General features: G+C 63.2%; 21 protein-coding genes and 5 pseudogenes. 12 read left to right on the top strand and 14 right to left on the bottom strand.

Annotated elements, in window-relative coordinates; genetic code table 11:
- Positions 1-22: 22 nt before the first annotated feature.
- From PP1Y_RS04935 to PP1Y_RS04920, 4 genes are read right to left on the bottom strand one after another with little or no spacing between them, the layout of a single operon-like run.
- Positions 23-916 (bottom strand): NAD-dependent epimerase/dehydratase family protein, encoded by an 894-nt coding sequence (locus PP1Y_RS04935; protein WP_013836986.1) that lies wholly within the window; start codon positions 914-916, stop codon positions 23-25.
- The gene (locus PP1Y_RS04930) at positions 913-2028 is read right to left on the bottom strand and encodes an alkene reductase (protein WP_013836985.1); all 1116 of its coding nucleotides are present in this window, start codon (positions 2026-2028) and stop codon (positions 913-915) included. Before PP1Y_RS04930 ends, PP1Y_RS04935 begins: the two co-directional genes overlap by 4 nt.
- A gap of 28 nt (positions 2029-2056) precedes the next feature.
- Positions 2057-2884 (bottom strand): aldo/keto reductase, encoded by an 828-nt coding sequence (locus tag PP1Y_RS04925; protein ID WP_013836984.1) that lies wholly within the window; start codon positions 2882-2884, stop codon positions 2057-2059.
- A 33-nt stretch (positions 2885-2917) separates the two neighbouring features.
- On the bottom strand, positions 2918-3910 hold the full coding sequence (locus PP1Y_RS04920; protein ID WP_013836983.1) for a TIGR03571 family LLM class oxidoreductase: 993 nt from the start codon (positions 3908-3910) through the stop codon (positions 2918-2920).
- Between the two features lie 138 nt (positions 3911-4048).
- Here PP1Y_RS04920 and PP1Y_RS04915 point away from each other — a divergent pair, with 138 nt between their 5' ends.
- On the top strand, positions 4049-4954 hold the full coding sequence (locus PP1Y_RS04915) for a LysR family transcriptional regulator (RefSeq protein WP_013836982.1): 906 nt from the start codon (positions 4049-4051) through the stop codon (positions 4952-4954).
- 6 nt (positions 4955-4960) lie between these two features.
- Here the strand turns inward: PP1Y_RS04915 and PP1Y_RS04910 are convergent, their stop codons facing one another.
- From PP1Y_RS04910 to PP1Y_RS04880, 7 genes and pseudogenes are all read right to left on the bottom strand, one after another.
- Complete coding sequence (locus tag PP1Y_RS04910; RefSeq protein ID WP_013836981.1) at positions 4961-5374, bottom strand: SRPBCC family protein; 414 nt, start codon at positions 5372-5374, stop codon at positions 4961-4963.
- A complete protein-coding gene (locus PP1Y_RS04905) occupies positions 5371-6381 on the bottom strand; it encodes an aldo/keto reductase (protein WP_013836980.1) in 1011 nt (336 codons plus the stop codon). The genes PP1Y_RS04910 and PP1Y_RS04905 overlap by 4 nt, the downstream gene beginning before the upstream one ends.
- Positions 6382-6452: 71 nt before the next feature.
- The gene (locus PP1Y_RS04900; RefSeq protein WP_013836979.1) at positions 6453-7391 is read right to left on the bottom strand and encodes a cyclase family protein; all 939 of its coding nucleotides are present in this window, start codon (positions 7389-7391) and stop codon (positions 6453-6455) included.
- Positions 7392-7594: 203 nt separating this feature from the next.
- Positions 7595-8053: pseudogene (locus PP1Y_RS24600) on the bottom strand (SDR family NAD(P)-dependent oxidoreductase); the annotation flags it as partial.
- Positions 8054-8146: 93 nt separating this feature from the next.
- The gene (locus tag PP1Y_RS04890) at positions 8147-8620 is read right to left on the bottom strand and encodes a MaoC family dehydratase (RefSeq protein WP_013836977.1); all 474 of its coding nucleotides are present in this window, start codon (positions 8618-8620) and stop codon (positions 8147-8149) included.
- Positions 8621-8630: 10 nt separating this feature from the next.
- Positions 8631-9257 carry a hydrolase gene (locus PP1Y_RS04885; protein ID WP_013836976.1) on the bottom strand — a complete coding sequence of 209 codons (627 nt, stop codon included), beginning with the start codon at positions 9255-9257 and terminating at the stop codon, positions 8631-8633.
- Positions 9258-9394: 137 nt separating this feature from the next.
- Positions 9395-10588 carry an MFS transporter gene (locus PP1Y_RS04880; RefSeq protein WP_013836975.1) on the bottom strand — a complete coding sequence of 398 codons (1194 nt, stop codon included), beginning with the start codon at positions 10586-10588 and terminating at the stop codon, positions 9395-9397.
- Positions 10589-10737: 149 nt separating this feature from the next.
- Here PP1Y_RS04880 and PP1Y_RS04875 point away from each other — a divergent pair, with 149 nt between their 5' ends.
- A complete protein-coding gene (locus PP1Y_RS04875) occupies positions 10738-11631 on the top strand; it encodes a LysR family transcriptional regulator (RefSeq protein ID WP_041558394.1) in 894 nt (297 codons plus the stop codon).
- On the opposite strand, the gene PP1Y_RS04870 is transcribed toward PP1Y_RS04875, so the two are convergent.
- The 3 genes from PP1Y_RS04870 to PP1Y_RS04860 are packed head-to-tail and all read right to left on the bottom strand — an operon-like array spanning position 11628 to position 15576.
- A complete protein-coding gene (locus tag PP1Y_RS04870; RefSeq protein WP_013836973.1) occupies positions 11628-13883 on the bottom strand; it encodes a molybdopterin cofactor-binding domain-containing protein in 2256 nt (751 codons plus the stop codon). The two genes, PP1Y_RS04875 and PP1Y_RS04870, sit on opposite strands and share 4 nt — an antisense overlap.
- Positions 13884-13888: 5 nt before the next feature.
- Positions 13889-14365: a (2Fe-2S)-binding protein gene (locus PP1Y_RS04865; RefSeq protein ID WP_013836972.1), complete on the bottom strand. Its 477-nt coding sequence runs from the start codon at positions 14363-14365 to the stop codon at positions 13889-13891.
- Positions 14362-15576, bottom strand: coding sequence for a cytochrome c (locus PP1Y_RS04860; RefSeq protein ID WP_232512265.1), 1215 nt, complete (start codon positions 15574-15576; stop codon positions 14362-14364). Before PP1Y_RS04860 ends, PP1Y_RS04865 begins: the two co-directional genes overlap by 4 nt.
- Positions 15577-16056: 480 nt before the next feature.
- Here PP1Y_RS04860 and PP1Y_RS04855 point away from each other — a divergent pair.
- From PP1Y_RS04855 to PP1Y_RS25245, 10 genes and pseudogenes are all read left to right on the top strand, one after another.
- Positions 16057-16302, top strand: a pseudogene (locus PP1Y_RS04855) (IS701 family transposase); the annotation flags it as partial.
- Positions 16303-16453: 151 nt separating this feature from the next.
- Positions 16454-17167, top strand: coding sequence for a LuxR family transcriptional regulator (locus PP1Y_RS04850; RefSeq protein WP_013836969.1), 714 nt, complete (start codon positions 16454-16456; stop codon positions 17165-17167).
- Between the two features lie 56 nt (positions 17168-17223).
- Positions 17224-18456, top strand: a pseudogene (locus PP1Y_RS04845) (ISL3 family transposase).
- 421 nt (positions 18457-18877) lie between these two features.
- A complete protein-coding gene (locus tag PP1Y_RS04840; RefSeq protein ID WP_013836966.1) occupies positions 18878-20083 on the top strand; it encodes an MFS transporter in 1206 nt (401 codons plus the stop codon).
- A gap of 82 nt (positions 20084-20165) precedes the next feature.
- A pseudogene (locus PP1Y_RS04835) lies at positions 20166-20348 on the top strand (integrase core domain-containing protein); the annotation flags it as partial.
- Positions 20349-20769: 421 nt separating this feature from the next.
- Positions 20770-22788: a site-specific integrase gene (locus PP1Y_RS04830; RefSeq protein ID WP_158511832.1), complete on the top strand. Its 2019-nt coding sequence runs from the start codon at positions 20770-20772 to the stop codon at positions 22786-22788.
- 38 nt (positions 22789-22826) lie between these two features.
- Positions 22827-23234, top strand: a complete 408-nt coding sequence (locus PP1Y_RS04825; RefSeq protein WP_013836963.1) for an antitoxin Xre/MbcA/ParS toxin-binding domain-containing protein — start codon at positions 22827-22829, stop codon at positions 23232-23234.
- The gene (locus PP1Y_RS04820; protein ID WP_013836962.1) at positions 23231-23707 is read left to right on the top strand and encodes an antitoxin Xre/MbcA/ParS toxin-binding domain-containing protein; all 477 of its coding nucleotides are present in this window, start codon (positions 23231-23233) and stop codon (positions 23705-23707) included. The genes PP1Y_RS04825 and PP1Y_RS04820 overlap by 4 nt, the downstream gene beginning before the upstream one ends.
- Before the next feature lie 181 nt (positions 23708-23888).
- Positions 23889-24797 carry a site-specific integrase gene (locus tag PP1Y_RS04815; RefSeq protein WP_041558390.1) on the top strand — a complete coding sequence of 303 codons (909 nt, stop codon included), beginning with the start codon at positions 23889-23891 and terminating at the stop codon, positions 24795-24797.
- Between the two features lie 4 nt (positions 24798-24801).
- Positions 24802-24996 (top strand): annotated as a pseudogene (locus PP1Y_RS25245) (transposase zinc-binding domain-containing protein); the annotation flags it as partial.
- Between the last annotated feature and the right edge of the window lie 17 nt (positions 24997-25013).

Raw genomic sequence — 25013 nt, 5'->3', positions numbered from 1 at the left:
GTCGCCGCGTCCGTTGAGGCCGCTATTTCTCCAGCTCGTTCTCGACCCAGTCGATGACGCTGGTGCGCTGGGGCGCCCATCCCAGCTCGGAACGCGCCTTGTCCGCGCGAACCCGGCTGTTCGAGCCGAGCGCGAAAACGGCGAGTTCCCTGCCCCATTTAGCCACCGCGTCTTCCGTGGGCCAACTCTGCGCGTCGCCGAGGCTGAGCGCCTTGGCGATTGCGCGGACGAGATCACCAAACGCGGCTTCGCCATTTTCGACATAATAGAAGCTGCCTGCGGGCGCCTTGTCGAGGGCAAGCAGATAGAGATCGGCCATGTCGGCGATATGGACGTTCGACCAGATGTTGAGGCCGCGGCCGATATAGCGGGCGATCCCGCTTTCCTTCGCCTGTGCGACCAGCGGCGGAATCTGAACGCTCTGCGCCGGGGCGCCAAGGGTGTGGCCATAGATCAGGCTGTTGCAAAGAACGATGGTCCGCACGCCCGGTGCCGCATCCATGATCAGCTTGTTGAGCGCGACGCGGTGCTCCTTGTCGGGCTCGGGCTTGACCGGCGTGTCCTCGGTAAAGATCACGTCCGACGGTTCGCCCATGGCTTCGTCGCCGACCAGGCTAGTGCCGCTGGTGTGAATGAATGGCTTGCCCGATCCGGCGAGGCCGGCAAGCAGCGCCTCGACCGCGCCCTGATGATCGCTGTCGGCGGTGTTGATGACGGCATCGGCCGCCTGGGCTTCGGCGGTCAGCAACTCGGCGTCGTCGAGCGTCCCGATCACGGGCTCGATGCCCTTGGCCCGAACGCCATCCGCCTTCGAAGCAGTGCGAACGAGGCCGCGGACCTCATGCCCCTTGCTGGCGAGTAGCGCGGCGACCGAGCCGCCGATATAGCCGCTCGCGCCGGTTACGAAGATCTTCATGCGCTCACTCCTTCAGCAGAATATTCGGGAAAGTCGGTATAGCCGCGGGCACCGCCGCCATAATGGATAGCGTGGTCGGACCGCTCGATCGGCCAGCGATTGCGCAACCGGGCCACGAGGTCGGGATTGGCGATGAAGGGTTCGCCGAATGCCGCGATGTCGATAATATTCGTATCGATCATCTCTTCGGCGCGCTCACGGGTCATGCCGCCTGCAAGGATCAGAGAACCTTTGAAGTGCGCGCGGAACTTCGCGAGGAAATCCGCCGGGGTCCCCGAGCTTCCGCGCGTCGACTGGTCCATCAGATGGACATAGGCGATGCCGCGGCGCGAGAATTCGTCGGCGAGATAGAGGTAGGTTTCCTCGATCTCGGGATAGACGGGGTTGTCGAAAAGCTGGCCATAAGGCGACAGGCGAACCGCCGTACGCTCGGCGCCGATCGCGGCAATGACCGCATCGAGCGTCTCGAGAAGAAAGCGGGTGCGGCCTTCGAGCGTATCACCGCGATAGGCATCGGTGCGATCGTTGACGTTCGGATTGAGGAACTGCTCGATCAGATAGCCATTGGCGCCATGCAGTTCGATGCCGTCGAAACCGGCCTCGATCGCGTTGCGCGCGGCGTTCACAAAGTCTTCGGTTACGCCGCGGACCTCCTCGGTGGTGAGCGCACGGGGCTTGGACACATCGACCAGCGCCGCCATGCCGTCGTCGCGCAGGCCGAACGCCTGCGAGTCCGCCGCGATGCGCGCGGTCGAGCTTACCGGCGCAGCGCGATCCGGCTGGGTTGAGACATGGCTCACGCGGCCGACGTGCCAGAGCTGGGTGAAGATGACGCCGCCGCGATCATGCACCGCCTTGGTGACGGGCTTCCATGCCTCGAGCTGCTCGGTGGTCCAGAGGCCCGGCACGTCGAGATAGCCGATGGCGCTGGGTGAGATGGCAGTCCCTTCTGTCACGATCAGGCCGGTCTCGGCGCGCTGGCTATAATAGAGCGGCGCGAGATCGGACGGGACGTTGCCAGGCCGCGCGCGCGAGCGCGTCAGCGGGGCCATGGCGATACGATTGGCGAGTTCGTGCCCGCCCATCGCAAAGGGTTCGAATAATCTGCTCATTATGAGTATCTTTCCTTCAAGAATTGCTTCAGCGATCCCAGACCGGCGCGAGGTTTTCCGGGCTGACGATCCGGCCATCGGGCCGCGCAAGGGCATGGAGCGCGGCCATGTCGGCTGCTTCGAGCGTGAAATCGAAGATCGCAAAATTCTCGGGCACACGCGCGACATTGGCGGTCTTGGAAAGCGCGATCACGCCATCCTGCTGAACCAGCCAGCGCAGCACGACCTGGGCGGGCGTCTTGCCATATTTGGCGGCGATCGCCTGGATGGCGGGGTCGGTGATCACCTTGCCATCGGCCATGCCGTAGTAAGCGGTGAGTGCGATCCCTGCCTTGCGGGCCGCCGTGTAGAGAGCGGACTGGTCGATATAGGGATGGATTTCGACCTGGTTGGTGACGATCGGTGCTTTGCTCAGGCGCGCGGACTCTTCCATCTGCGCGATATTCTGGTTGCTGACGCCGATGTGGCGGGTCTTGCCGGCCTCTTTGACGGCATTGAGCATTTCAATCTGGTCCGAGACCGGCACCGTGTTACCGGGCCAGTGGATCAGCAGCAGATCGACCTGATCGACTTGCAACTTCTCGAGGCTTTCGTCGACCGAGGCGGCAAACTTTTCCGGCGCATAATAGTCGACCCAGACCTTGGTCGTGAGGAAGAGCTCGTCGCGCTTTACGCCAGCCTTGGCGAGCGCGCGCCCGAGCGCGGCTTCATTCGCATAGATCTGCGCGGTGTCGAAATGGCGGAATCCGACCGAAAGCGCCTCGGGGACGATGCGCTCGACTTCCTCGTCGGACATGCGGAACACACCGAAACCGAGTGCCGGTATCGAGGCGCCGTGGGCCTTTACATTAAGCATGAATTCTACTCCTTCTACGCGAGGGGATGCTGCTCAGGCGGCAGCGCGGATGGGACGGACATTGATCCGAGGGAGGACCTCGCCTGCCAGCTCGTCGAGAACGTCTTCGACCGGCCGCCCGGAACGGCGCAGCAGGACGGCCAGGTGATCCACGCCGAATTGCTGGAGCTGCTCCAGATGGTCGATGAAGGCATTGCGACCAACGCGTCCGCCGAAGCGGAACGGCTGCAGCGGCGTCTTCGGATCATCGGCAAGATCGAGATGGAAAGCGGTGATGAAGGCACCGCCCATCCCCTTCGCCGCCTTCCAGACCGAGGCCTGCTGGGCAAGGCGATCGAGCGAGCCTGGATAGACGAAACGGCCATCCATGTTCGCCGAGATCCAGTCGTCGCTTTGCTGAGCCTGGCCCGCCACCACCATGGGAATGGTGGACCGGACCGGCCTTGGCAGCAGCTCGAGCGCGGGCTCGCGCATGTCCGGGCCCACGGGCAGCCCGCCGGGCATCCAGGCGGTGCGCATATAGGCAATGGCGTCGCGAAATCGCTCGCCCCGGGTCTCGAAATCGATCCCGAGCAGCGGATATTCGACTGGCCGGTCGCCCGAGGCCACGCCCAGGATCAACCGCCCACCTGACAGTACGTCGACGCTGGCTGCCGCCTTGGCGATCATCATCGGGTGACGGATGGGCAGCACGACGGCGGCGGTGCCGAGTGCGACATTCTTCGTGATCCCGGCCAGAAAGCCCAGATGCGCGAACACGTCATAGACCGAGCCGGCGTCACCCATCCGGACGCTGTCGAAAACGGGAACGTCGCGCATCCAAACGGCCGCAAAGCCCTGTCCATCCACCTTGCGCACGAGCTCGGCATGGCGCGTCAGGTCGGGCACGCCGCTCGGCCGACCATCGGCAAGCCGGCGGGCTTCGCCTGCGGGCGACCAGTCATTGTCCAGCGGCAACTCGATCCCCAGCGTGATCTGGCCGGGGATACGTACCTTGTCGAGCGAGGAGAAAGCGGAACCAGTCATCATCTATTCCTGTGCTGCGGCGTCGATGCCGCTCTGGATTGCTAGATGACCGTTCGGACACGCCTTGATAATTGGCTCGCGTTCCACATAATCTTGGAGGCCAATTCACAGATAAGCTGATTCAGAGATAGGAACGTCATGGACAATCGCGCTGGCGAAATGCAGGTCTTCGTCAGGGTCGTCGAGGCCGGCAGCTTTTCCGAGGCGGCAAGGCAGCTCTTGATGACGCCATCGACGGTGAGCAAGCTCATCGGCCGCATGGAGGATCGGCTGGGCGTGCGGCTGGTCGAACGATCGACCCGGCGGCTGTCGCTGACCGACGAAGGGCGGCTCTTCTATGAACGCAGCGGCGCGCTTCTTGCCGATCTCGACGATATCGAGCGCGAAATCAGCCGGGGTGCGGGCGGCGCGGGAGGAACGGTGCGGGTGAACGCCTCGGTGGCATTCGGCGTGCTGGGGATCGAGCCCCATCTGCCCGACTTCTGGCGGACCTATCCGAACGTCGTTATCGATCTGTCACTGTCCGACGAGATCGTCGACCTCTATCTCGACCGCACCGACATTGCGTTCCGGGTGGGAGCTCTGACGGACAGCAACCTGCTCACCCGCAAGATCGGGGTCGCGAGCCGGAGGATCGTAGCCTCGCCTGCCTATCTCGAAGCACATGGCGTCCCGGTCGCGATCGAGGATCTCGACCATCATAATTGCCTGGGATTCAATTTCAGGAGGGCGGCCCCTGTGTGGCCGCTCCGGGAAGCCGGGCGGATCGTCGACCGCATGGTCGGTGGCAATCTTCTCGCCAACAATGGCGAAACCGTCCGGCGACTGGCGCTGGCCGGCATGGGGCTGGCGCGCCTTGCGGATTTTCACGTTCGCGAGGATATCGCCGAGGGACGGCTGGTTGAAGTCCTTGGGGACGCAGGGCATGGCGACGAGGAAGAGGTTCACGCGCTTTACCTCGGCGGCCAGCGGATGCCGCAGCGCATTCGCCTCTTCCTCGATTTCATGGTGCCACGCCTGCAGGCCTTCATGCGGGGCGACTGAAGCGGCTCAACCTTCGACCAGCGCCTTCAGGGCGTGGAGCCCAACGCTGTAGATGCCGTCGAAATGCGCGATCGCCTCGGCCTCGCTCACTGAAACCGGTGTGAAGCGGCAAGCCCAGACGACCGTGCAACGACCTTCATCCAGCGGCGACACGCGCATTTCCGAAACATAGTCGGTCACGGGATCAGGTGCTTCGAGGTGGCTGTAGCTGAACCTGCGTTCGGCCTCGTCGAAGCTCAGCAGGCGTTCGACGATCAGCGCGCCGCCGACCGCTTCGAGACGGCGAACGCGTCCGCCGTCCTCGAGCGTGCTCGTGCGGATCAGGTTCAGCCACTGCGGCAGATTGTCGAAGCCACCGATGATGGCCCAGACCTTGTCTGCGGATGCGCTGATTTCAATGCTCGTTGAAACCTCGGTCATGTTGCAGTCCTTACTTGTTCGGGAAGTGGGGCGTCGCTTGAGACAAATGCCTTGTCGCGCAGGTCCTGCCAGAAGGCGTCCAGGATCGGCGCTTCGGCCAGTCTCAGATTTTCGGCGCTGCGTCCCGGACGGCTCGCACCGGGGATGATGGCGGCAACCGCTGGATGGGCTAGGCTGAACTGGAGCGCGGCTGCGCGCAGATCGACACCGTGGCGCTTTGCGATCTCTCTCAGGCCATCAACGCGCGCACGTATTTCCGGCGAGGCGACCTGATATTCATAGTGGCTGCCGCCGGCCAGGATGCCCGAATTATAGGGACCGCCGACCACGATCCCGAGGCCGCGTTGTTCGGCTTCCGGCATGAGCCGGGCAAGCGCGTCGCGATGATCAAGCAGCGTGTAGCGGCCGGCAATCAGGAAACCGTCGGGTTCGCTGCGTTCGATCGCGATCTCGCAAGGCTCGACCCGGTTGACGCCAAGCCCCCATCCCTTGATGACGCCCTGTTCGCGCATCTCGATCAGCGCGGCCGCGGCGCCCGACAATGCGGTATCGAGGACCTCGCGCCAGCTATCGCCATGGAAATCCCTGGCAGGGTCATGGATCCAGACATAGTCGAGGCGGTCGGTGCCGAGGCGTTCGAGGCTCTGCTCGATCGCGCGCTTCGCGCCATCGGCCGAATAGTCATAGACGATCCGGTTGGGCAGCCCATGTTCGAAGAGACCGCCCTTCTCGCCCAGGTCGCGGTCGCTCGTCTCGATCTCGTCGAGGATGATGCGGCCGACCTTGGCGCTCAGCACATAGTCGTCGCGCCGATATCCGGCGAGCGCCTTGCCCAGGCGCAGTTCCGAGAGACCCGCACCGTAAAGTGCGGCAGTGTCATAATAGCGGATGCCGGCATCCCAGGCATCGTGGACCGAAGCCAGAGCCTCGTCCTCGGGGATGTTGCGGAACATGTTGCCAAGCGGCGCGCCGCCAAAGCCCTGGCGGGAGGGCAGGTTGATACGCATGATTGATCCTTGCTCGAAAAATTGGGCGGCCGGGCCTTGGGGTGGGGCGACAGCGCCCGGCCGCCTGCCGATCAGCGGATCGCGACCGGATTGACGTTGACCTGGGTCGAGCCCTTGTAGAGCGGCTGACCGAGGACGAAGAGGAATTCCCAGGCCTTGTCCCGGACAAGCGCGCGGCTGTCGATCAGCTCGAGATTGTAAATGCCCTTCTTCGCGAGCATGAACTGGTTGACCGGGAAGTCGCGGCCATCCTTCGAGGGATAGATTTCGGAGGCCCAGGTATCGCCGCCAAACGCGATGATGCCCTTGTCGGCGAGCCACTCTGCGGCTTCCATGCCGATGCCGGGCTCAACGCCGAGGAACTTCTCATTGTCCTTGCCGATGAGCTCGAGCCAGCCGGTGTTGAAGAGCACGACGTCGCCCTTTTGAATGGTGATGCCCTGCATCTTGAGCACCTTCTCGATATCGGCGACGCTGAACTCGGTCTTCTCGGGGATGACCGGACCGCCGTAGAGCGCGGTCATGTCGAGCACGATGCCGCGGGCAATGATCGGCGGCACCTTCTCGATGCCAAGCTTGGTGACACCCTCGACCGTCACGAAGTCGGACGCCTTGTTGCCGTTATAATAGACATGGTCGATGCCGATATGGCCGATGCCGTTGAGCTGGGTGCCGACGCCCGTCCAGCCGACGACGAGCTCGTCGTTGAAGGTGAATTTGTTGGGCCCCATCGTGGCGCCGCCCGCCTCGCCCGGCTGGACATTGGTGAGCTGGAAGCTGCGATGACGAAAGGCGGGGAGCTTCCTGTCGATGGGAACGGCCAGCGGGTAGGTCTTGCCGGTCTTCACCAGTTTCACCGCCTTGAGGACGGATTCGGGCGTCACCAGATTGGCGGCGCCGATTTCATCGTTCGGGCCATAGGCAGAAGGTGGAACCTCCTGCGCCTGGATCGGTCCGGATGCGGCGCTCAGGCCGAGCGCCAGCAACGCGCCAAAATCACGAATGCGCATGATCTATCTCCTGCGGGCTTCATGTTGAAGCAATGAACTCGTGGGTCGGAGATAGAGGCAAGCCGCCTGTGGGATAATTCACTCGCTTCTCCCAGCTTCTGGGAATGAATTTCACAAGCGATCGGCACGTCAATGGTCGGTCAGAACGACCAGAGCGTCTCAGCTTCGCGAACGGAACGAAACGCTAGTTTCCGCTCTGGCAGTAGTCCCAGGACATCGACCGGCGCCTTCACCGCACCTGAAGTGATGTTGACGATCCGACCAAAAAGTGCGCTCGGCCATTGCGTCGACGACCGCGCGGATCAGTGCAATCGGCGTCAGCTTGTTGGCGTCGAGCGCGGCATACCAATCAGCCGGCTCCCACTCCCTGAAATCCCCGGGGGCGGCCCGCCGGCATTGTTGACGAGCATATCGATCTGCGGACAGGCTGACAGCAAGGCTTCGCGCGTCTGCGACAGCGTAACGTCTCCCGCGACAGCGCGCACTTCAACCGAACGGTATGCCCGCTGCAGATCTTCCGCTGTGGCAGCAAGGGCTTCGCCTCCACGCGCGTTCAAGACGAGATTGACGCCTTCGCGCGCCAGCGCAGCCGCGCAGCCTTTACCGAGCCCCTTGCTGGAAGCGCATACGAGTGCCCAGCGGCCTGCTATTCCCAGATCCATTGCCTGGCTCCATTCAAGGGGTGCGATCGACCCATGTCATAGCGGGAAGTGCGCATTTGATCCCATCCGGCGCCGTCGAGAGATCGGAAAAGCTCAGGCCGTGCGCAGGAGATAGCTGTGCTGGCCCGACAGGACGAGTTCTCCGTTCTGGTTGTGGACGGTCACATTGGTGGTGACCTCGCCTTTGTCGCCCAGCGGCTTTAGGGCAGCGATTTCCAGCGCGGGATAGAGCGTATCGCCGGCATGGACCTCCTTCAGGAATTTCGCGGAAAGTTCCGTGAACGCAATGAAGATCGACCCGAAGTTATGCGGAAGCAGCGTCGCTCCTGGTGCAGTGAAGGCAATAACTTGCAGCCCGTGAACGACCGGGGCCGAATGGCCGAAACGCCTCGCATATTGGGCATCATAGTGGATCGGGTGATTGTCGCACGAAACTGCCTGGAACGCTGACGCATGCGCGTCGGTCAGGGTCCTGCTCGGCGCCCGGAAGATTTCACCGACCTTGAGTTGGTCGAAGCTGCGTTCGGGCACAACGTGCCAATCACTTGCATCGAAGGCGAAGGGCATGAAATCGTCCTCAGGCAGGGTGGAACATGTCGCGGGCATAGTCGAGGCCGATGCCATAGCCGCCCCCATGATCGACCACGATCGCGCGCGCCGCTTCATAGGTATCGTGACGCGTCCAGTCGCGCTGCAGTTCAAGAAGGAACTGCAGCCAGGATGTCATCACGGCACCGGCCATTTCCATGCGCCGGAGCGCTGCATCATGGCTCGCTGGCGTCAGTCCGCCGCATGCATCTGCGACGACATGCACTTCATATCCATCGGTCAGAGCCGAGAGAACGGGGAAGCTTACACAGGCTTCCGTGAACAGTCCGGCAATGACAAGCGTTCGGCGCCCCGAGGAAATGATGGCGTCCCGGGCGGCCTCATCCTCCCACAGGTTCATGTTCCTGCGTTCGATCTGCACGACGCCAGAAAGCACGGCGCGCAGCGGGGGCATGAGAGGGCCGCTGTAAACCTTGGACGCGGACGTGCTGACGACAATCGGAATGTCGAAGGCCAGCGCGGTTCGAGCGAGTGCGACGGTGTTGCCACGAAGCGTCTGGCGATCGGCCGAGCCCGCGGCGAAGGCGAGCCCGGCCTGTTCATCGACCAGGATGATAACACAGTCTGATGGGGTCAGAAGCGAATTGGCTGGCATTGGCACGGTCTCCTCGACAGAGCCCGGAGTTACGTCTGTTGAGCCACGGGCTTCTTGTCAATTACGCTGATTTCTTGGACCCCATGTCGGAATGTCGGAGGCGGATGACCAATTGGCTGCCTGCCCCCGCGACCACTTCATCGACCCTTGCAGATGGTGGCGAGTTGAAGCGTCGTGGCAACTACTGCGAAGCCGATCCCGAGCAGGGAGACCGCCGTCCAGCCGCCAGCACCCCATGCGGCGGTCGCTGCGGCGGCACCGCCTGCACCGCCGAGGAACATCGATCCCATAAAGATCGTGTTGAACCGCGCCCTGGCTTCGGGACGAAGCGCATAGACAATGTGCTGGTTCGACACGAGGACGCTTTGGACCGCAAAGTCGAGCAGGATACACCCCACAACGAGACCGATGATCGAGGCCCACAGGCCGAAGATCACCCAGGAAACGACCGTCAGGATCGTTCCGGCGACAATGACCTTGTGCGGGCCGCGTTTGTCGGCGAAGCGGCCGGCAATCGGCGCGGCGAGAATGCCGACGGCACCGACGATACCGAAAAGCCCGGCAACCTCGGCGCCCTGACCAAAGCGCGGCTCCTGAAGATAGAGCGCGAGGATCGACCAGAACGCCGTGAACGCGCCGAACAGGAGGGCCTGGGTCACCGCGGCAAGCCGCAATTCGCCGAACTCGCGCCAGAGATGAACCAGCGAGATCATCAGGCTTACGTAACTCTCTCTGGTATCGGGCTGACTCCTGGGGAGGGTGAAAGCCATCAGTGCGCCGGCGCCAAGCGCGAGCGGTACGCCGAGCCAGAACATGGCCCGCCATCCTTCATGCGCCGCGACAAACCCGGACAGGGTTCGGCTAAAGAGGATACCGCACAACAGGCCGGACATGACTGTTCCGACCGTCGCTCCGCGCTTTTCGGGCGACGCGAGGTGCGCTGCGAACGGAACGATCTGCTGGGCGACGGTCGACGCGACACCGAGCAGGAGCGATGCGACGAGCAGGAGCCCCGCTGATGGCGCGACGGCGGCGACGACGAGGGCTGCTGCCAGAACCAGGAACTGAATGACGATCAGCCGCCGCCGCTCGATAAGATCACCGAGGGGCACGAGCGCGAACAGACCGACCGCATATCCAAGCTGCGTCGCCGTTGGCACCAGCCCGGTGATCCCGCCCGGGAGATCCTTCTCCATGATGCCGAGCATCGGCTGGTTGTAGTAGATGTTGGCCACGGCAAGGCCCGCGGCAAGAGCCATGGCGAATGTGAGGCCCCTACCGAGCGCAGGCGTCGGGCTCACCTCTGCTTTATCTATTGTGGTGCTTTCCATATGAAAATTCCTCACGGACACGCCCGCATCGGTGAGCACACGAGCGAACGTCTGCCGATTGGACCATTAAGCTGTGGTAGATGTAGAATTCTATCGAAGACCGGTGTAGTCGCCGATATCGTTAAGTCAGAATAACGAAATGCGATGTAATGGAACTGTCCGATATTGCGATTTTCGTAGAAGCCGTTCGTGCAGGCAGCCTCGCAGGAGCGGCGCGCCGACTGGGCATGAACGCGATGGCGGCATCCCGCCGATTGGCTGCGCTGGAGGCCGAACTTGGTGTCCGGCTTGCCCACCGCACCACGCGATCGCTGTCTACGACCTCCGATGGCGAGATATTCCTCAAGCATGCCCAGGCCCTGCTCGAGGAACAGGCAAGCGCGCTCGCTGCCTTGCGGCCCGCGGCGGCCGGCGTATCCGGGCAATTGCGCGTGACGGCATCCGCCGCATTCGGGCGGAAGGTCGTCGCCCCGATGATCGCCGCGTTCATGCACGACAATCCCGAGCTTCATGTCGATCTGCTGCTGACCGACGATCAGGTCGACATCGTCGGCCAGGGCATCGACGTGGCGGTGCGGATCGCGAAACTGCGGGACAATCATCTCATCGCGCGGCGTCTCGCGGACAACCCGCGAAGGCTTTGTGCATCGCCGGCATATCTTAAGGCGCATGGCGCGCCACGATTGCTGTCCGATCTCGCGGGCCACAGTTGTCTTCTGGGTACCGGAACCTCGCACTGGATATTCGTCAGGAACGGCAAGGCCGTGCGGCACAAGGTGACTGGACGCTTCACCGCCAGTTCGATCGAAGCGATCCATCAGGCTTGCCTTGGCGGCGTGGGCATCGCCAACCTTTCCGCCTGGGACGTCGCGGATGACCGGCGCGGCGGATTGCTCGAAGCGATCGAACTCGAGGATGCGGAGCCCGAACCGCTGGCGATCTGGGCCGTCTATCCGACCGCGCGGATGGTGCCTGCAAAAGTGCGGGCCTTTATCGCAGCACTCGAACAGGAGTTTGGTCAGGGTAGGCACCATCCCGTCTAGCCTTCTAGACCGATTGCAGCTTTGACTGCTTCCGGCGTGAGCGGCATGTCGCGCAGCCTTGCGCCGGTCGCGTCCGCCACCGCATTGGCAAGAGCCGCCGACGCCGGCCCCTGGGACGTCTCGCCTGCGCCGAGGAAGGGAAGACCGGCGCGATCGATGACGTGAACCTCGATCGAACCCGGCACATCCTCGAAGCGAAGGATTGGATATGTGCCCCAGTCGAAACTGGTCCGGCGCGTAGGATCGTAGGAGACCGCCTCGCACATCGCCCAGCTCAACGATTGGATGATCCCGCCTTCCACCTGGTTGCGAATACCGTCCGGCGAGGCAGGCTGACCGGCATCGACCGCGGCGTTGACCCTGTGAATCCTGATCTTTCCCGTCTCGCGCTCGACCTCAATCTCCATCACGACCGCACAATAAGCGCCGATATTCTTGTAGCGCGCAAAGGCCATTCCGCAGCCGCGGCGGCCATCGCCCTTGGGCCGGTGTCGCCAACCGAAACGACGGGTCGCCTCGATCATGACGGCGCATGCCCGCTCGTCCTCCATATGCGCCAGGCGGAATTCGAGCGGATCGACACCCCCCGCGAGCGCGAGCTGGTCCAGCATGCTTTCGATTGTGAAGACGTTGAGATGCGCACCAAGTGACCGCAGCGCCGAGACGCGCAGCGGCATCTCCGGCACGAAATGGTATAGCACATTCATATTCGGGAAGACGTAGAGCGGGTTCGCGTTCCGGTCGCCGTCCCCCTCGGGCATCGGGATGGGCCTCGCCGGTTGTGGAGCAAAGCCGGGCGAGACTTGCTGAGCGACGGCATAGCCGCCTGCTTTCACTGGCCTGTTGTTGTGCGAGTTGCTCCAGACCTCATATGTCCAGTGTGCGATCTTTTTGTCGGGGCCGATCGACGCCTCGACTTTGGTAACCATACTGCACCCGCAAGGCTCCCAGCCGAACTCCTGCTCGCGCATCCACTGAAGCCGGATGGGGCGTCCAGGAAGCGCCATGGCGATAAGGCCAGCCTCGGCCGTGACATCGTCGGCACCATTCTGCCCATAACAGCCCGCCGAAGGCGTATGGATGCACCGGACCTTGTCCGGCGGCAGACCCACCAGTTCGGCAACCGCGCGGTGCATGTCGAATACGCCCTGGCTGTGCGACCAGAGTGTGAGTTCCCCGTTCCGGGCGAGAGCGACGGCGCAGGAAGGGCCGATCGAGCCGTGGCTGTACCAGGGACGGCTAAAGCTCCCGCGCACTGTCTTCCAGGCCGGGCGATTGCCGTCATGCGTGTCGAGGACGGTGATCTCCTGCGTGGCGAGCTTCTGAAGACGACGCGGCCCATCGCCGACGGGGAGCGGGGCCAGCGTTCGGACATAATCGCTCTGCTGCGAGACCCGCATCGCCTTGATCGCCTGCCATTCCTTGCGCGCCACGACCGCAAGAAACTCTCCGTTCTCGATGACGGCAACGACACCTGGCATTGCGCGCGCGGCAGCCAGGCGGGGGGCTGCGAGACGCGTACCATAGCTGGGTCCGCGGACGACGCGTGCATGGAGCATGCCGGGCATCCGCAGGTCCTGAACATAGGCATCCCCGCCGGTGAGCTTGGCCGGAATATCGACGCGCGGGAGGCTTCGCCCCATCGTCCGATAATGGCGTGGATCGCGCCGCGGAGCGTCGGGCACCGCTTCGACATGGCGCGACAGGTTTGCCGCGAGCAGGCCATAAGGAAGACGGCGGCCGTCTGGCGCCACGATGTACCCGTCTCCGCTGGTTCTGAGTGTTTCCGGCGCGAGGCCCCATCTGTTCGCAGCGGCGCGCGCCAGCAGCATGCGGACATTCGCACCGGCATTGGCGAGCGCGGTGCCGCCATCCTGCATCGAATGGCTACCGGCGGTCAGCCCTTCATCCGGCGTGCGCCCGGTATCGGCAGTGATGAACTCGATCCTGCCTAGAGGAAGGTCTAATTCTTCGGCGGCGACCTGCAGAAGCGCTGTACGGATGCCCTGTCCAAGCTCCGCCTTGCCCGAGAACACCGTGGTCGCCCCGTCAGGCGCAATACGGATCCAGGATTCGAGTTCCGGATGGCTGCTGAGGCTTCCGGGCAAGTCGGGCCGAACTGCCTTTGGGACAGCACCGCCCTCGCCGCCCCCGGCGAGTTGAGCCAAACCTTTCGAGGTCAGGCTGAAGGCCACGACGAGACCGCCCGCCGCCAACGCCTCGCGACGGCTCAGCCCGTGTGCGCTGGTCATGCCGGTCATGCGCTCGCTCCCTGAGGCGCGGGTCCGGCTGCGCGCCTTATCGCGCGCAGGATGCGCATATGGGTGCCGCAACGGCATAGGTTGGGCTGCATGTGCGCGCGGATCTCGGCGTCGCTTGGACGGCTATTCCGATCGAGGAGTGCCTGCGCGCGCATGATCATCCCAGCGATACAATAGCCGCACTGTGCGGCTTGCTCTTCGAGAAACGCCTGCTGGAGCGGGTTCATCTTCTCAAGGCTCCCCAGTCCCTCGATCGTTCGAATTTTTCGGTCCACCACGGCCGCAAGCGGGGTGAGGCAGGAAAAGATCGCCTTGCCATCGAGGTGGATCGTGCAGGCGCCGCATTGCCCGAGCCCGCAGCCATATTTTGCGCCCTTGAGGCCCAGGTCTTCTCGCAACACATAGAGAAGCGGCGTGTCGGGTTCGGCCTCAACGGCGTGATCCTTGCCGTTGACATTGATAGCAAGTGTCATGGTTGCGCACTTTCCTTGCGGACCTTGCGGACCGACTTTTCGAGATTCGGCCAGGCAGGCCGATCGGTGAATCGGGCGCGGGTGTAACCAACGATCGCTGCGACCTGTGCGTCGGTCATGCTGTCGGCAAAGGGCGGCATTTTCGGGCCACGCTGCGCGATCGGCGGCTCAATGCCGACCAGGATCGCCTGAATCGCGCTTGTCGGTTCGTCGTCGCGAACGCTCGTTGCGAGGCCAAGCGAAGGGCGCCCCTGACCCATCATGGGCGCACCCGCGCCATGGCAGCCGGCGCAAGCGCCCGCGAATAGGGGAGCACCTTGCGGATATGTGCGTGCCGCGCGGACTGGATTGTCGGGGAGGGGCAAAGAGGGCGAGCCCGCGTCACGACGGGCCATCAGGGATGCGACATAGGTTGCGATTGCCCGAACGTCCGATTCAGGCACTGATGAGAGGCTCTCGATCACGGGACCCATGGGACCGGCGGCGGCGCTATGGTCGGGCGAGATCCCGGTTCGCAAATAAGTGTAGAGCGCATCAGGCGTCCAGGCGCGTGCGGCCGGGTTGGATGCATCGAGCGCCGGCGCACGCCACCCTTCGGCGACCCCAGCGGCAAAAGCGCGTGATCGGATTTCACCCCCGGCCAGATTGCGCGGCGTGTGACATCCGCCGCAATGGCCAAGCCCTTCGACGAGATAGGCGCCGCGATTCCACTCGGGCGATCGGTCCGGATCGACAGGAACGCCGCCTTCATGCAGGAACAGCATTTTCCAGCCTGCAAGCAGGGGACGAAAGCCGAGCGGGAAGATCAGGCGGTTCGACGGTGCGTCCTGCCGCACAGGTCTGCGCGTCATGAGAAAGGCGTATATTGCATCAAGATCCGCGTCGGTCACATGGGTGAAATGCTCGTAAGGAAGCGCCGGATAGAGGTGCGATCCGTCGCGGCTCACCCCCTGCTTCATCGCGCGCCGGAACGCCGCTTTGGACCAGCGGCCGAGCCCGGTTTCCGGATCGGGTGTGAGGTTATCCGAGAAGAGCGTGCCGAACGGCGTTGCAAGCGGCCGCGCGCCAGCGAGCGAGCGACCGTCATTCGCCGTATGGCAAACCGCGCAGTCGCCGAGCTTGGCAAGAACCGCACCGCGCGAGATTTGCTCCTGCGAGAATTCAGCTGGCCGAGAAGCAGCGATCGGCGCAATTTCAGGCCGCCACGTCAAGGCAAGGGCAATAGCCGCGGTCCCCGCGATTACAATGGAGCCGTTGCGCACGGGTCGCGACCGCGAATTAGCGGCCAGCCAGGCCCATGGGGCCTTCACGCGTGACAGCTCGCGATAGCGCACATCGAAGCTTGATCTCCAGGTTAGTGGTGCGGAAATGATTGCTTCGTGTGCAGCGGATCGTCTTGGCGGATCAAAAGTCGATTTGGACGATCTGCACTCCAAGAGGGCATCGGTGCGATCAAACCTGCACCTGCATTCCCGCCTCGCAGCGCGCAGTAATGCACGCTGCCTCGATCGGGAGCGTCGCGAAGGCTTCGTTTAGCCGCTTCACCGCTCCGGCGGCGATCGACAGCGCAATCTCGGCCGTTCCCCTGCCCCCCAACGTGGCGCAATGCCGCCTCGTTGAGGCCCGATCGGCGAAGCCGCTCCAGTCGTGCCTGATGATTGCGCTTTGATCCGAGCGCTGCCTTCAAAAAAGGCACGATAATCGACACTCTGGCGGCCATGGAAGGCCGGCGTTGGGCCATTGAAGACAGCTTCGAGACCACCAAAAATGAACTGGGCCTCGATCACAATGAGACCCGATCCTGGCATGGCTGGCATCGCCGTGTATCCATGGTGATGCTCGCATTCGCCATGGTCGCCACTGTTCGCCACAAGGCCAGTCACGTCGCCGAAAAAAGGATCCGGAAACTGCTGAGAATGGCCTCTGCAGGCCCCTGATCCGCTGGTCAGTCCAAGAGATTAGACACATCGCCAATCGACTCAGTCAGCGCCAGATCAGACCTGCACATTACATCGCATGGTCTGTATGGCGACGCGCGCATCAGGCTGCCGCCCAGTTGGCGCACTTGAAGATTAAATCACAACTGTAATGTTAGCAGCAGAACTCGCTGACACATTCACCCATTCCCGGTCGGGCGACGAGTTGCACGAAGCGCTTGCGCGCTCGGCGCACGAAATGGGCTTCGACCATTTCGCGCTTGCACTCGAAGTCGGTGGCTGTGCCGGGAATGGCATCTCGGTGCTGATCCACGACTATCCGGCGAGTTGGGCCGATGCCTATGTCGACTTCAACCTTGCTGCAAGCGATCCGGTCCGCCGTGCGGCCGAGCGAAGCGTACTGGGCTTCAAATCGTGCGGCATCGGCGATTTGATCCCGGTCACCGAAGCGGAGCAGTCGATGTTCAACATCGGTCGCCGCCACGGCGTGGCGGATGGATATACCGTGCCGCAGCAGGTACCCGACGACCTGACGGGATCGTGCAGCTTTGTGACGGCGCCCAGCCGAAACCTCCCCGAAGCAATGCTTGCCGTCGCCGAACTCGTCGGCGCGGTCGCCATTGCAAGCGGCCGGCGGGTCGCCGGCTGGGAGGACCCGGTGGAGCGGCCGAGGCTGACCGATCACCAACGGGATTACGTCCTCTGGGCGGCGCGGGGCAAGACCGATTGGGAAACCTCGAAAATCCTCGGGATCAGCCACGAGACGGTCATCCAGCACCTGAAGGAAGCAAGGGAACGCTCCGATACGACGAAGCGCGCTTCGCTGATCATTTTCGCGACTCCTCGACGCGGCGAATGGATTTGAGCTGAAGGGAGCAGCGTGATCGGCTATTCCCCTGCCTGTGAGGCGAGGAGCATTTGATGGACGCGAGCGAAGTGTTGGCGCTGGGCCTTGGGGTGACGCTGCCGTGGCGTTTGGGCAGTCAGCATCTGGACACGAACAAGTCTCCGCACGAGTTGCACCTGCACCTGGAATCCGAGCGCGGAGCCACTTTCGCCTGCCCGGAATGCGGACGGTCCTGCAAAGCGCATGATTTTGGCGAGTTTCGCTGGCGTCATCTGAATTTCTTCCAACACCACTGCTATATCACGGCCCGGGTGCCGCGGACCGATTGCCCTGAGGACGGCGTCAAGTGGGTGCGGGTACCTTGGGCGCGGAAGGGCAGCGGCTTTACCCTGCTATTCGAGCAGGCGGCGCTGATGCTCTCCCGCGAGATGCCGGTGCAGGTCGCGGCGCTGGAAATGGCGATCACCGATCAGCGGCTATGGCGGATCATCGCGCATTACGTGGGGGCAGCGCTGGAACGGCTCGGCCTGGCCGATCTGAAGGCCGTGGCCTTCGACGAGACGGCTTCGAAGCGAGGGCACAATTACCTCACCATCTTCATCGACCTGGATCGCAAGTCCCGGCCTGTGGTGTTTGCCACGCCGGGCAAGGGCAAGGAAACCGTCCGGTCTTTCAAGACTTCTTGACCGCGCACAACGGCAAGCAAGGCCAGATCGCCGAAGTCGTCTGCGACATGTCACCTGCCTTCCTGGCTGCGCTTCCCCGAGGCGTCTGTGACGGTCGACTGGTTCCATGTCGTGCAACTGTTCACCAGAGCCCTCGACGAGGTGCGCAAGTCCGAGGCAAAGCTGGTTAAAATGCCTTCTGCCGTGCGCTGGGCGGTCTTGAAGGCGAAGGAGAAAAACCTCACGGCAAAGCAGGAGGCGGCGCTGGCGGAACTGGAAGCCATCGGGCTGCTCACTGGCGTCGCCTGGCAGATCACGGAAAAGTTACGCTGGGTTCGCGTCGCGCCCACGCTCCAGGCGGCCAGATGGAGGCTCTCGCACTTTATTCGCCATGCTCGCGACAAAGTGACAGGCGGTCCTTTGCTGGCTCCAGTGCTGACAGCCATCGAAACCGTCGAAAAGCAGAAGGACCGCATCCTGCGGCGATGGGCTTCAACCTACAGCAACGCCCGCATGGAGGCGCTCAACGGTATCTTCAAGCCCGCCCGCGCCAGGGCACGAGGCTACCGAAATATCCATATCTTCACCTCTATTATCTACCTCACCGCCGCCCCCCTCGGCGACATCCTCAAATCCACGTGAAACGTCGAGGAGCCCTCTTCGCGCTATTCGATGGACTTATCAGCTTTGCGGACATTTTCCGGTGGCGCATGCGACACTAGATTATGGGCCGTCTGGCAATATCGACTACCAGGGCGAACGCGGACCAGAGCAGCCGATGGTGGCCAGTGAAGCAGGCGTCCAGATCCTTGGGCATGCCCATTTGCGAATGGCCTTCACAAATTATGTGAAGCGGGAACTCATTATCGAGGACTCCGTCCCCGCATAGCTTCGTCCCGGCAAGTGGTTGCGCCACGGGATCGGATTGACATTCGGTGACCGATCCCGCCGCCCCCGCGCGGAGTCCAGGATGGTCGCGACCACCAGATCAGCGCGGCACACCGACGCTTTGAGTTCGATCGAACTCGAAGCGTCGGTCCCCTTGCGCGAGGAGGTGGAAGCGATGTTGCATGTAACTCTTAATACCGACCCGGCGATCGAGTCGCCGCGGTTCAACTGGCCGCTGCTCGCGTTGGCGATCGGGGCCTTCGGCATCGGAACGACTGAATTCGCGCCGATGGGGTTGTTGCCGGTTATCGCAGACGGAGTCGAGGTTTCCATCCCCAAGGCCGGCATTCTTGTCAGCGCCTATGCTGTCGGCGTTATGGTCGGCGCGCCGATCATGACGCTTGCCTTCAGCCGGTTCGGCAAGCGAATGGCGCTAATGCTGCTGATGGCGATCTTCACGATCGGCAATCTGCTCTCGGCGCTCGCGCCTTCCTATACAACATTGCTGCTGGCCCGCCTCGTGACCAGCCTCAACCATGGCGCCTTCTTCGGGCTCGGCGCGATCGTCGCAGCAAGCGTGGTTCCGGAGGAACGGCGGGCAAGTGCGGTCGCGACCATGTTTATGGGCCTGACGATCGCCAATATCGGAGGCGTTCCCGCCGCCACATGGGTTGGTCAGGAAATTGGATGGCGCATGGCTTTTGCCGGTACCGCGCTGCTGGGCCTGGTGGCGATCGCGGCGCTCTGGCTCGCGCTTCCCAAGGGGGAGGCGGGCAAGATGCCGGACATTCGTCGGGAGTTTTGCGCGATCGTCCAGCCTCCGGTGCTGCTTGCCATGGCGACGACGGTCATGGGCGCAGGCGCCATGTTCACGCTCTACACCTATGTCGCCCCGCTCCTCTCCGAACTCGCCGACGCGTCCGATCGATTTGTCACGCTGGCACTGGTTCTGATTGGGGTCGGCTTCACGCTTGGCAATGCGCTGGGCGGCCGCCTTGCCGACTGGTCGCTCGATGGCGCGACAAAGCTGCTGCTCGGTGCGCTAGCGCTGATCATGGGGCTGCTGCCATTCGCTCTTTCGTCTCACATGGGGGCGGCAATCGGGCTCCTGATCTGGGGTGCGGCCGCCTTCGCGATCGTACCGCCCGTCCAGATACGTGTGATGCAGGCGGCTTCCCAGGCTCCAGGGTTTGCCTCGTCGATCAACGTCGGTGCGTTCAATCTGGGCAATGCATTGGGGGCTGCGATCGGCAGCGGCGTGATCAGCCTCGGTCTTGGCTACGCGGCTGTTCCCGTGGCTGGCGGCGTTCTGGCCGCGATCGGGCTGGCGATGGCGCTGATCGGGCAGCGCAGGCCATTGCTGCGACGTTGCGTAATCTGAAGGGCGCGCGATCTTCTTCAGCGTGCTGGCGAACCGTGCTCGCGCGCGAAACAACTCGACGGCCCCTGAGACACGCCAACCCGAGGCCCAGATCGCGGCCCTCGTGGAGCACTACAATCACCAGCGCTACCATGAGAGCCTGAACAACGTGACGCCGGCAGACGCCTACTTCGGCAGGGGCCCCGCCATCGTCAAGCGCCGCGAGGCCATCAAGCGAAAGACCATCGAACATCGCCGCTTGCTTCACCGCAAGCTCGCCGCCTAACATCAAACCCCAGACGAGGCTCGCTCTCCGCTAATCCACTCCCCGATCTGGGCCAAATGTTTCGACGACGGACAGCATCGAATTAATTCGCCTTGCCGGGATGTGACAATCGGTGTAGGATGAGCTTCTGACTCCCCAGCTGTATCGGTTTCAAATCAACAGCTTGTGGGTAACGCGAAGTTGGCTGCGAATCCTGCCGCCCCAGCCAGCATTCATCCAAGCGACTGATTTATAAGCGTGGCAGGCCCAGAGCTCCGATTCGGGAGTCGGAGCGTGTAGCCACAGGGTGTCAGTCGGCCCGATGCGTTCCTGCCACCAGCTCTTTCGCCGCGGAGCGGTCTTTTACTACCGGCAAGCGATCCGCTGGCCGGATGGCGGCACATATCGTATAGCTCTGAGCCTGCTGACGCGGAGACTCGCCGTGGCTAGACAACGCGCGATCCGGCTGGCCGGCGTTGCCGAAACGGTCCGGTTCAGCCTGGAACACGATCCGGGTGACCCACCCTTCACCCCGGAGCAGCGCAATGCGCAGTTTCGTCGGCTGCTCGCCATCGAACGCGATCGCCTGGAAGCCCTGCACCTGCAGGTCCTCGACCAAGTCCCTGGCTCCACCGACCGCGAGGCCTTCGTCTGTCAGGTCTTCAACGATCTCGAACGATTCTCCCAAGCGCTGGTGTGGGGCGGCATGCCCGATGACGCGGACGCGTCATCCCTCGGCGCCGCCGGCCTGCGCATGACGGAGCTTTGCCTTGCCCGCTGGCAGGCCGAGGTCAACGCCGAACTTGAGTCCCAGAACCTCGCGGATACCGCCCCGCTGCGCCGGGCAATTTGCAAGATCATCCACCAGGCGCGGGTTGCCGCGATCCGCGAATTGCGCGGGGGCGCCACCCCGCGTTCGCAAGTGCGCGGCCATGATGGCGCCAGCCCCCCTCCCCGCGGGGCCCCGCCCCCCGCACGTGGCGATGCGCACGCCGGCGCCGATCTCGCGCGAAGCAGAGCCCCGACGGGGATGGGCTGGCCGGGACGACATGCGCGCGAAGGGCAGCCGCGGCGGCATGTCCCTCCTCTGGACGAACCGGTAGCCGAGTGGGCCGTCGTTACCGTGGCGGAGGCGGCAAGTCGCTACCTCACCAGCGTGCCACGAGCCGGTGGCTGTGCCCCGGGAAAACGCCGGCAGGTGCACAAGGGCCGGGACGATAAAACCAGGAACCAGTTCGCAAGCGCTGCGATGCTCCTGGGCAAGGCTTTCCCGGCCCCCATCTGGCGGTTGCAGCAGGACGATCTCGATCGGTTCGCAGGCTTGCTCGACAAACTTCCAGCCCACAGCCATCACAAATGCGAACGGCATCAGAACATGAGCCTCGAGGCCATTATTGCCGAAGCAGAAGCGCTCGTCGCGGCTGGAAAGCTCGCCGAAGACAAAATCGGTCTCCTGCCGCCGACCAGCAATCGCCACTTCCGGTTCCTGCGCACCCTGTGCACTTGGGTTCGCGCGCGCGTGCCGCAAATGGCGGACTTGCAGTGGGACGACTATATCCTTCCCGACCAGCGCGACGCGCGCGATCAACGCCTCGCGTTTACCCCTGAGCAAGGCAAGATCCTGTTTTCTCTGCCGGTCTGGACGGGCTGCGAAGGCCCCGGCCAGCGCGAGAGACCGGGCCGATGCATCCTGCACGACGCAGCGTACTGGGTTCCGCTGCTCTGTTGGTATTCCGGAGGCCGGCGCGAGGAGATTGCCAAGCTGCTGGTAGACGACATCGCTTTCGAGGACGGAATCGCCTACTTCAACATCGATGCGACCTCGACCGGACGCATCAAGAACGCGCGGTCTCGCCGCTCCATTCCGCTTGCCTGCGAGCTCCTGCGCCTGGGCTTTCTCGCTTACGTCGAAGCCGTCCAACACGCGGGTCAGAGCGTCCTGTTTCCCGACCTGCTTCCCGGGGAGTCCAAGCAGCACATGGGGGACGTCTTCTACAAGCGCTATTGGCGACCGCTCGCCCGACACCTCCCGTTCCTCAAGCCAGGTCAGGCTCTCCACGCCTTCCGGCATATGGTATCGACCGGGCTCAAGGATGCCGAAGTCTACATCGAAACGCGCAACGATCTGCTCGGCCATGCAACCGCGCATGGGATGTCCGACCGCTACTCGAAGGCGACGGCCCTATCGAAGCTGGCGAGCATCGTTGAAAAAATTCCAATCGTCACCGGTCACCTCGAGGCCGCACCTGTCAATATCTGCATGGCGAACTGGCCTTGCGCATATCCCGGCAGCGAAACGCAGAGACCTGGACGCGCCGAAGGCAAGCCTGCCCGAAGACAACGTACAGGCCCGGCAGCGTCCATCGAAGCCCCCTCGCCCGCGAAGCGCGCCGGGCAAACCAAGCGCAAGTCAGCGAGAGTCCCCATCACGGGCTCAACCACCCCCGCTGCGCGCCGGTAAGTCGAGCGCCACTCCTGATTTAACGAAGCGCCTGTGAAATGACCTCGCAACGACCAGATTTGACCTCGCGCATCACGCCCCGCACCGCGCCAGCTGGCCTTCGCACATTCTTCAATATCGCTCGCTGCTGGGACCTTTCGAGCGAGCAGGAAGCGGCTATCCTGGGCGCCGGCAGCCGAGCCGAACTGGAGCGATGGCGCGAACTGGCCGGCAAAGAGACCGGCTCCCTCCCTCTGGAAACGGTTCTGAGGATCGGGCACATTCTCGTCATCTTCAGGCTCATCAACACGTTGCTGGGCGATCCTGCACGCGCCGATGCGTGGATGCGCAAGCCGAATTCGCACCCGCTCTTCGGGGGCGCCAGCGCCATCGACACGTTGGCGAGAGGTCGTCTCGACGACTTGCTCGCTCTGCGCCGATATCTCACCATCGAGGCCGGTCCATGACGCGTCACTCTCCTTTTCCCGACGACAGCCTGCCCGTCATCGAAAACGCCATTGCCCTGTTGGGCGGCAAGCAGGTCCTCGGCCTCGGCTCCAATGTGCCACTCGATCTGCACGAGCGGCTTGTCGCAGGTCTGCCCCTTACTGCGGTGGAGCACCTCATCGCCAGCGTCCCGTTTCTTGCGGCCCACGAGCGCTTCCACAAGGTCTCCGGACTGAGGCTGGCAACCTATCGCCGGCATCTGACCATGGGCAAGGAGACGCTCAGCTCCGAGCAAAGCCAGCGGATATGGCGCTTCGCGGTTGCAATGTGCCAAGCCGCCGCAACGCTCGGTGACCTTGAGGTCGCGGCGGACTGGATGACCGCCCAGATCCTTCCGTTGGCCTGGGAAACGCCGCTCGATTTTATGGGCACCGAAATAGGCGGAATGTTGGTCCTTCGTGTTCTGGGACAGATCGAAGCCGGAAGCTTCTGAGCTTGCCTAACGGAAACGTGCGCGTGAGCATGAATGACCTGGCCTGCGGACAAGTACGAACCCGCTGTCGCGGGAATGGCGCTGGACCTGATGTTGTGAAAGTCCTGCTTACAACGCGCCTTGGTTGAGCCTCGCGACCGAGAGGCAGACGCTTTCGGCTCCTTCAACCGAGGAGTCGAACATGACCAATATCACTATGCCAGCGCCCGCCACCACGCTTCGCGAGCGGATGATCGAGGATATGAAGCTGCATCGTCTTTGCCGGACGACGCAGCGCAACTACTTGCGCGATGTCGAGCGGTTCGCGATCTGGCTTGGGCGGCCGCCCGACACGGCGACGGATGAAGATCTGCGCCGTTACCAGATAGAGCAGTCGGAGATGGGGTTCGGCGCCCCGGCCATGAACACCGCCGTGTCAGCGCTGCGGTTCTTCTACATCCGAACGCTGGATCGTCCTGACCTGACCCGCAAGCTCCACCGGGTGAAGCATCCTCGCGGATTGCCGACCGTGCTCAGCCGGGACGAAGTGGGCCGGATGCTGAATGCCACGACCAGTATCAAGCACCAGGCGATCCTGTCCGTTGCCTATGGAGCCGGCCTGCGCGCAGGAGAAGTGTCCCGCCTCAAGGTCCGGGATATCGACAGCGAACGCATGTTGCTCCGGGTCGAGTGCGGCAAAGGCGGCCGGGATCGCAATGCCATGCTCGCCCAGGACCTGCTCGTCCTCCTGCGGGAATGGTGGAAGATCGGGCGCAAGGAGGGCGTGATGCATCCCGATGGCTGGCTGTTCCCGGGCATGCATTACCTCAAGCCCATCAGCACCCGGCAAGTCCACCGCATAGCTGCAGAAGCAGCCCATGCCGCCGGCATCACCAAGCGGGTCGGGCCGCATACATTGCGCCATAGCTTCGCAACCCACTTGCTCGAAGACGGCGTCGATGTCCGGATCATCCAGGTGCTGCTGGGACATTCCCAGTTGCAGACCACGACGCTGTACACCCGGGTGGCAACCAAAACGGTGAAGGCCGTGGTCAGCCCGCTTGACCGCCTGGGCATGTTCCCAGGGCCGCAAGGGTTGCCGCCCGGTTGAGCCGGTGCGCACCTCGATTGAGGTCGCCGACATCTTCCGTGCTGCCGGACCAGGCTATCGGGCTACCCATGCCGGGCATCTGAACCTCGTCCAGCTCAAGGTGATGACGGCGATCGAGAACTGTCGGACTGCAGCGCTGGGCGGCCACGTCGAGGCCTGCGAAGACTGCGGGCACTGGCGGATTGCCTACAACTCATGCCTTATGGGCATTTCCAG

It is taken from the genome of Novosphingobium sp. PP1Y (assembly GCF_000253255.1).
Classification (GTDB): Bacteria; Pseudomonadota; Alphaproteobacteria; order Sphingomonadales; family Sphingomonadaceae; genus Novosphingobium.
This window is presented reverse-complemented; position numbering and strand designations above follow the sequence as displayed.

Excerpts from the sequence above, each read along its gene's own strand:
- PP1Y_RS04935 (WP_013836986.1), bottom strand. The coding sequence starts at position 916 with ATGAAGATCTTCGTAACCGGCGCGAGCGGCTATATCGGCGGCTCGGTC.
- PP1Y_RS04930 (WP_013836985.1), bottom strand. The coding sequence starts at position 2,028 with ATGAGCAGATTATTCGAACCCTTTGCGATGGGCGGGCACGAACTCGCC.
- PP1Y_RS04925 (WP_013836984.1), bottom strand. The coding sequence starts at position 2,884 with ATGCTTAATGTAAAGGCCCACGGCGCCTCGATACCGGCACTCGGTTTC.
- PP1Y_RS04920 (WP_013836983.1), bottom strand. The coding sequence starts at position 3,910 with ATGACTGGTTCCGCTTTCTCCTCGCTCGACAAGGTACGTATCCCCGGC.
- PP1Y_RS04915 (WP_013836982.1), top strand. The coding sequence starts at position 4,049 with ATGGACAATCGCGCTGGCGAAATGCAGGTCTTCGTCAGGGTCGTCGAG.
- PP1Y_RS04910 (WP_013836981.1), bottom strand. The coding sequence starts at position 5,374 with ATGACCGAGGTTTCAACGAGCATTGAAATCAGCGCATCCGCAGACAAG.
- PP1Y_RS04905 (WP_013836980.1), bottom strand. The coding sequence starts at position 6,381 with ATGCGTATCAACCTGCCCTCCCGCCAGGGCTTTGGCGGCGCGCCGCTT.
- PP1Y_RS04900 (WP_013836979.1), bottom strand. The coding sequence starts at position 7,391 with ATGCGCATTCGTGATTTTGGCGCGTTGCTGGCGCTCGGCCTGAGCGCC.
- PP1Y_RS04890 (WP_013836977.1), bottom strand. The coding sequence starts at position 8,620 with ATGCCCTTCGCCTTCGATGCAAGTGATTGGCACGTTGTGCCCGAACGC.
- PP1Y_RS04885 (WP_013836976.1), bottom strand. The coding sequence starts at position 9,257 with ATGCCAGCCAATTCGCTTCTGACCCCATCAGACTGTGTTATCATCCTG.
- PP1Y_RS04880 (WP_013836975.1), bottom strand. The coding sequence starts at position 10,588 with ATGGAAAGCACCACAATAGATAAAGCAGAGGTGAGCCCGACGCCTGCG.
- PP1Y_RS04875 (WP_041558394.1), top strand. The coding sequence starts at position 10,738 with ATGGAACTGTCCGATATTGCGATTTTCGTAGAAGCCGTTCGTGCAGGC.
- PP1Y_RS04870 (WP_013836973.1), bottom strand. The coding sequence starts at position 13,883 with ATGACCAGCGCACACGGGCTGAGCCGTCGCGAGGCGTTGGCGGCGGGC.
- PP1Y_RS04865 (WP_013836972.1), bottom strand. The coding sequence starts at position 14,365 with ATGACACTTGCTATCAATGTCAACGGCAAGGATCACGCCGTTGAGGCC.
- PP1Y_RS04850 (WP_013836969.1), top strand. The coding sequence starts at position 16,454 with ATGTTAGCAGCAGAACTCGCTGACACATTCACCCATTCCCGGTCGGGC.
- PP1Y_RS04840 (WP_013836966.1), top strand. The coding sequence starts at position 18,878 with ATGTTGCATGTAACTCTTAATACCGACCCGGCGATCGAGTCGCCGCGG.
- PP1Y_RS04825 (WP_013836963.1), top strand. The coding sequence starts at position 22,827 with ATGACCTCGCAACGACCAGATTTGACCTCGCGCATCACGCCCCGCACC.
- PP1Y_RS04820 (WP_013836962.1), top strand. The coding sequence starts at position 23,231 with ATGACGCGTCACTCTCCTTTTCCCGACGACAGCCTGCCCGTCATCGAA.
- PP1Y_RS04815 (WP_041558390.1), top strand. The coding sequence starts at position 23,889 with ATGACCAATATCACTATGCCAGCGCCCGCCACCACGCTTCGCGAGCGG.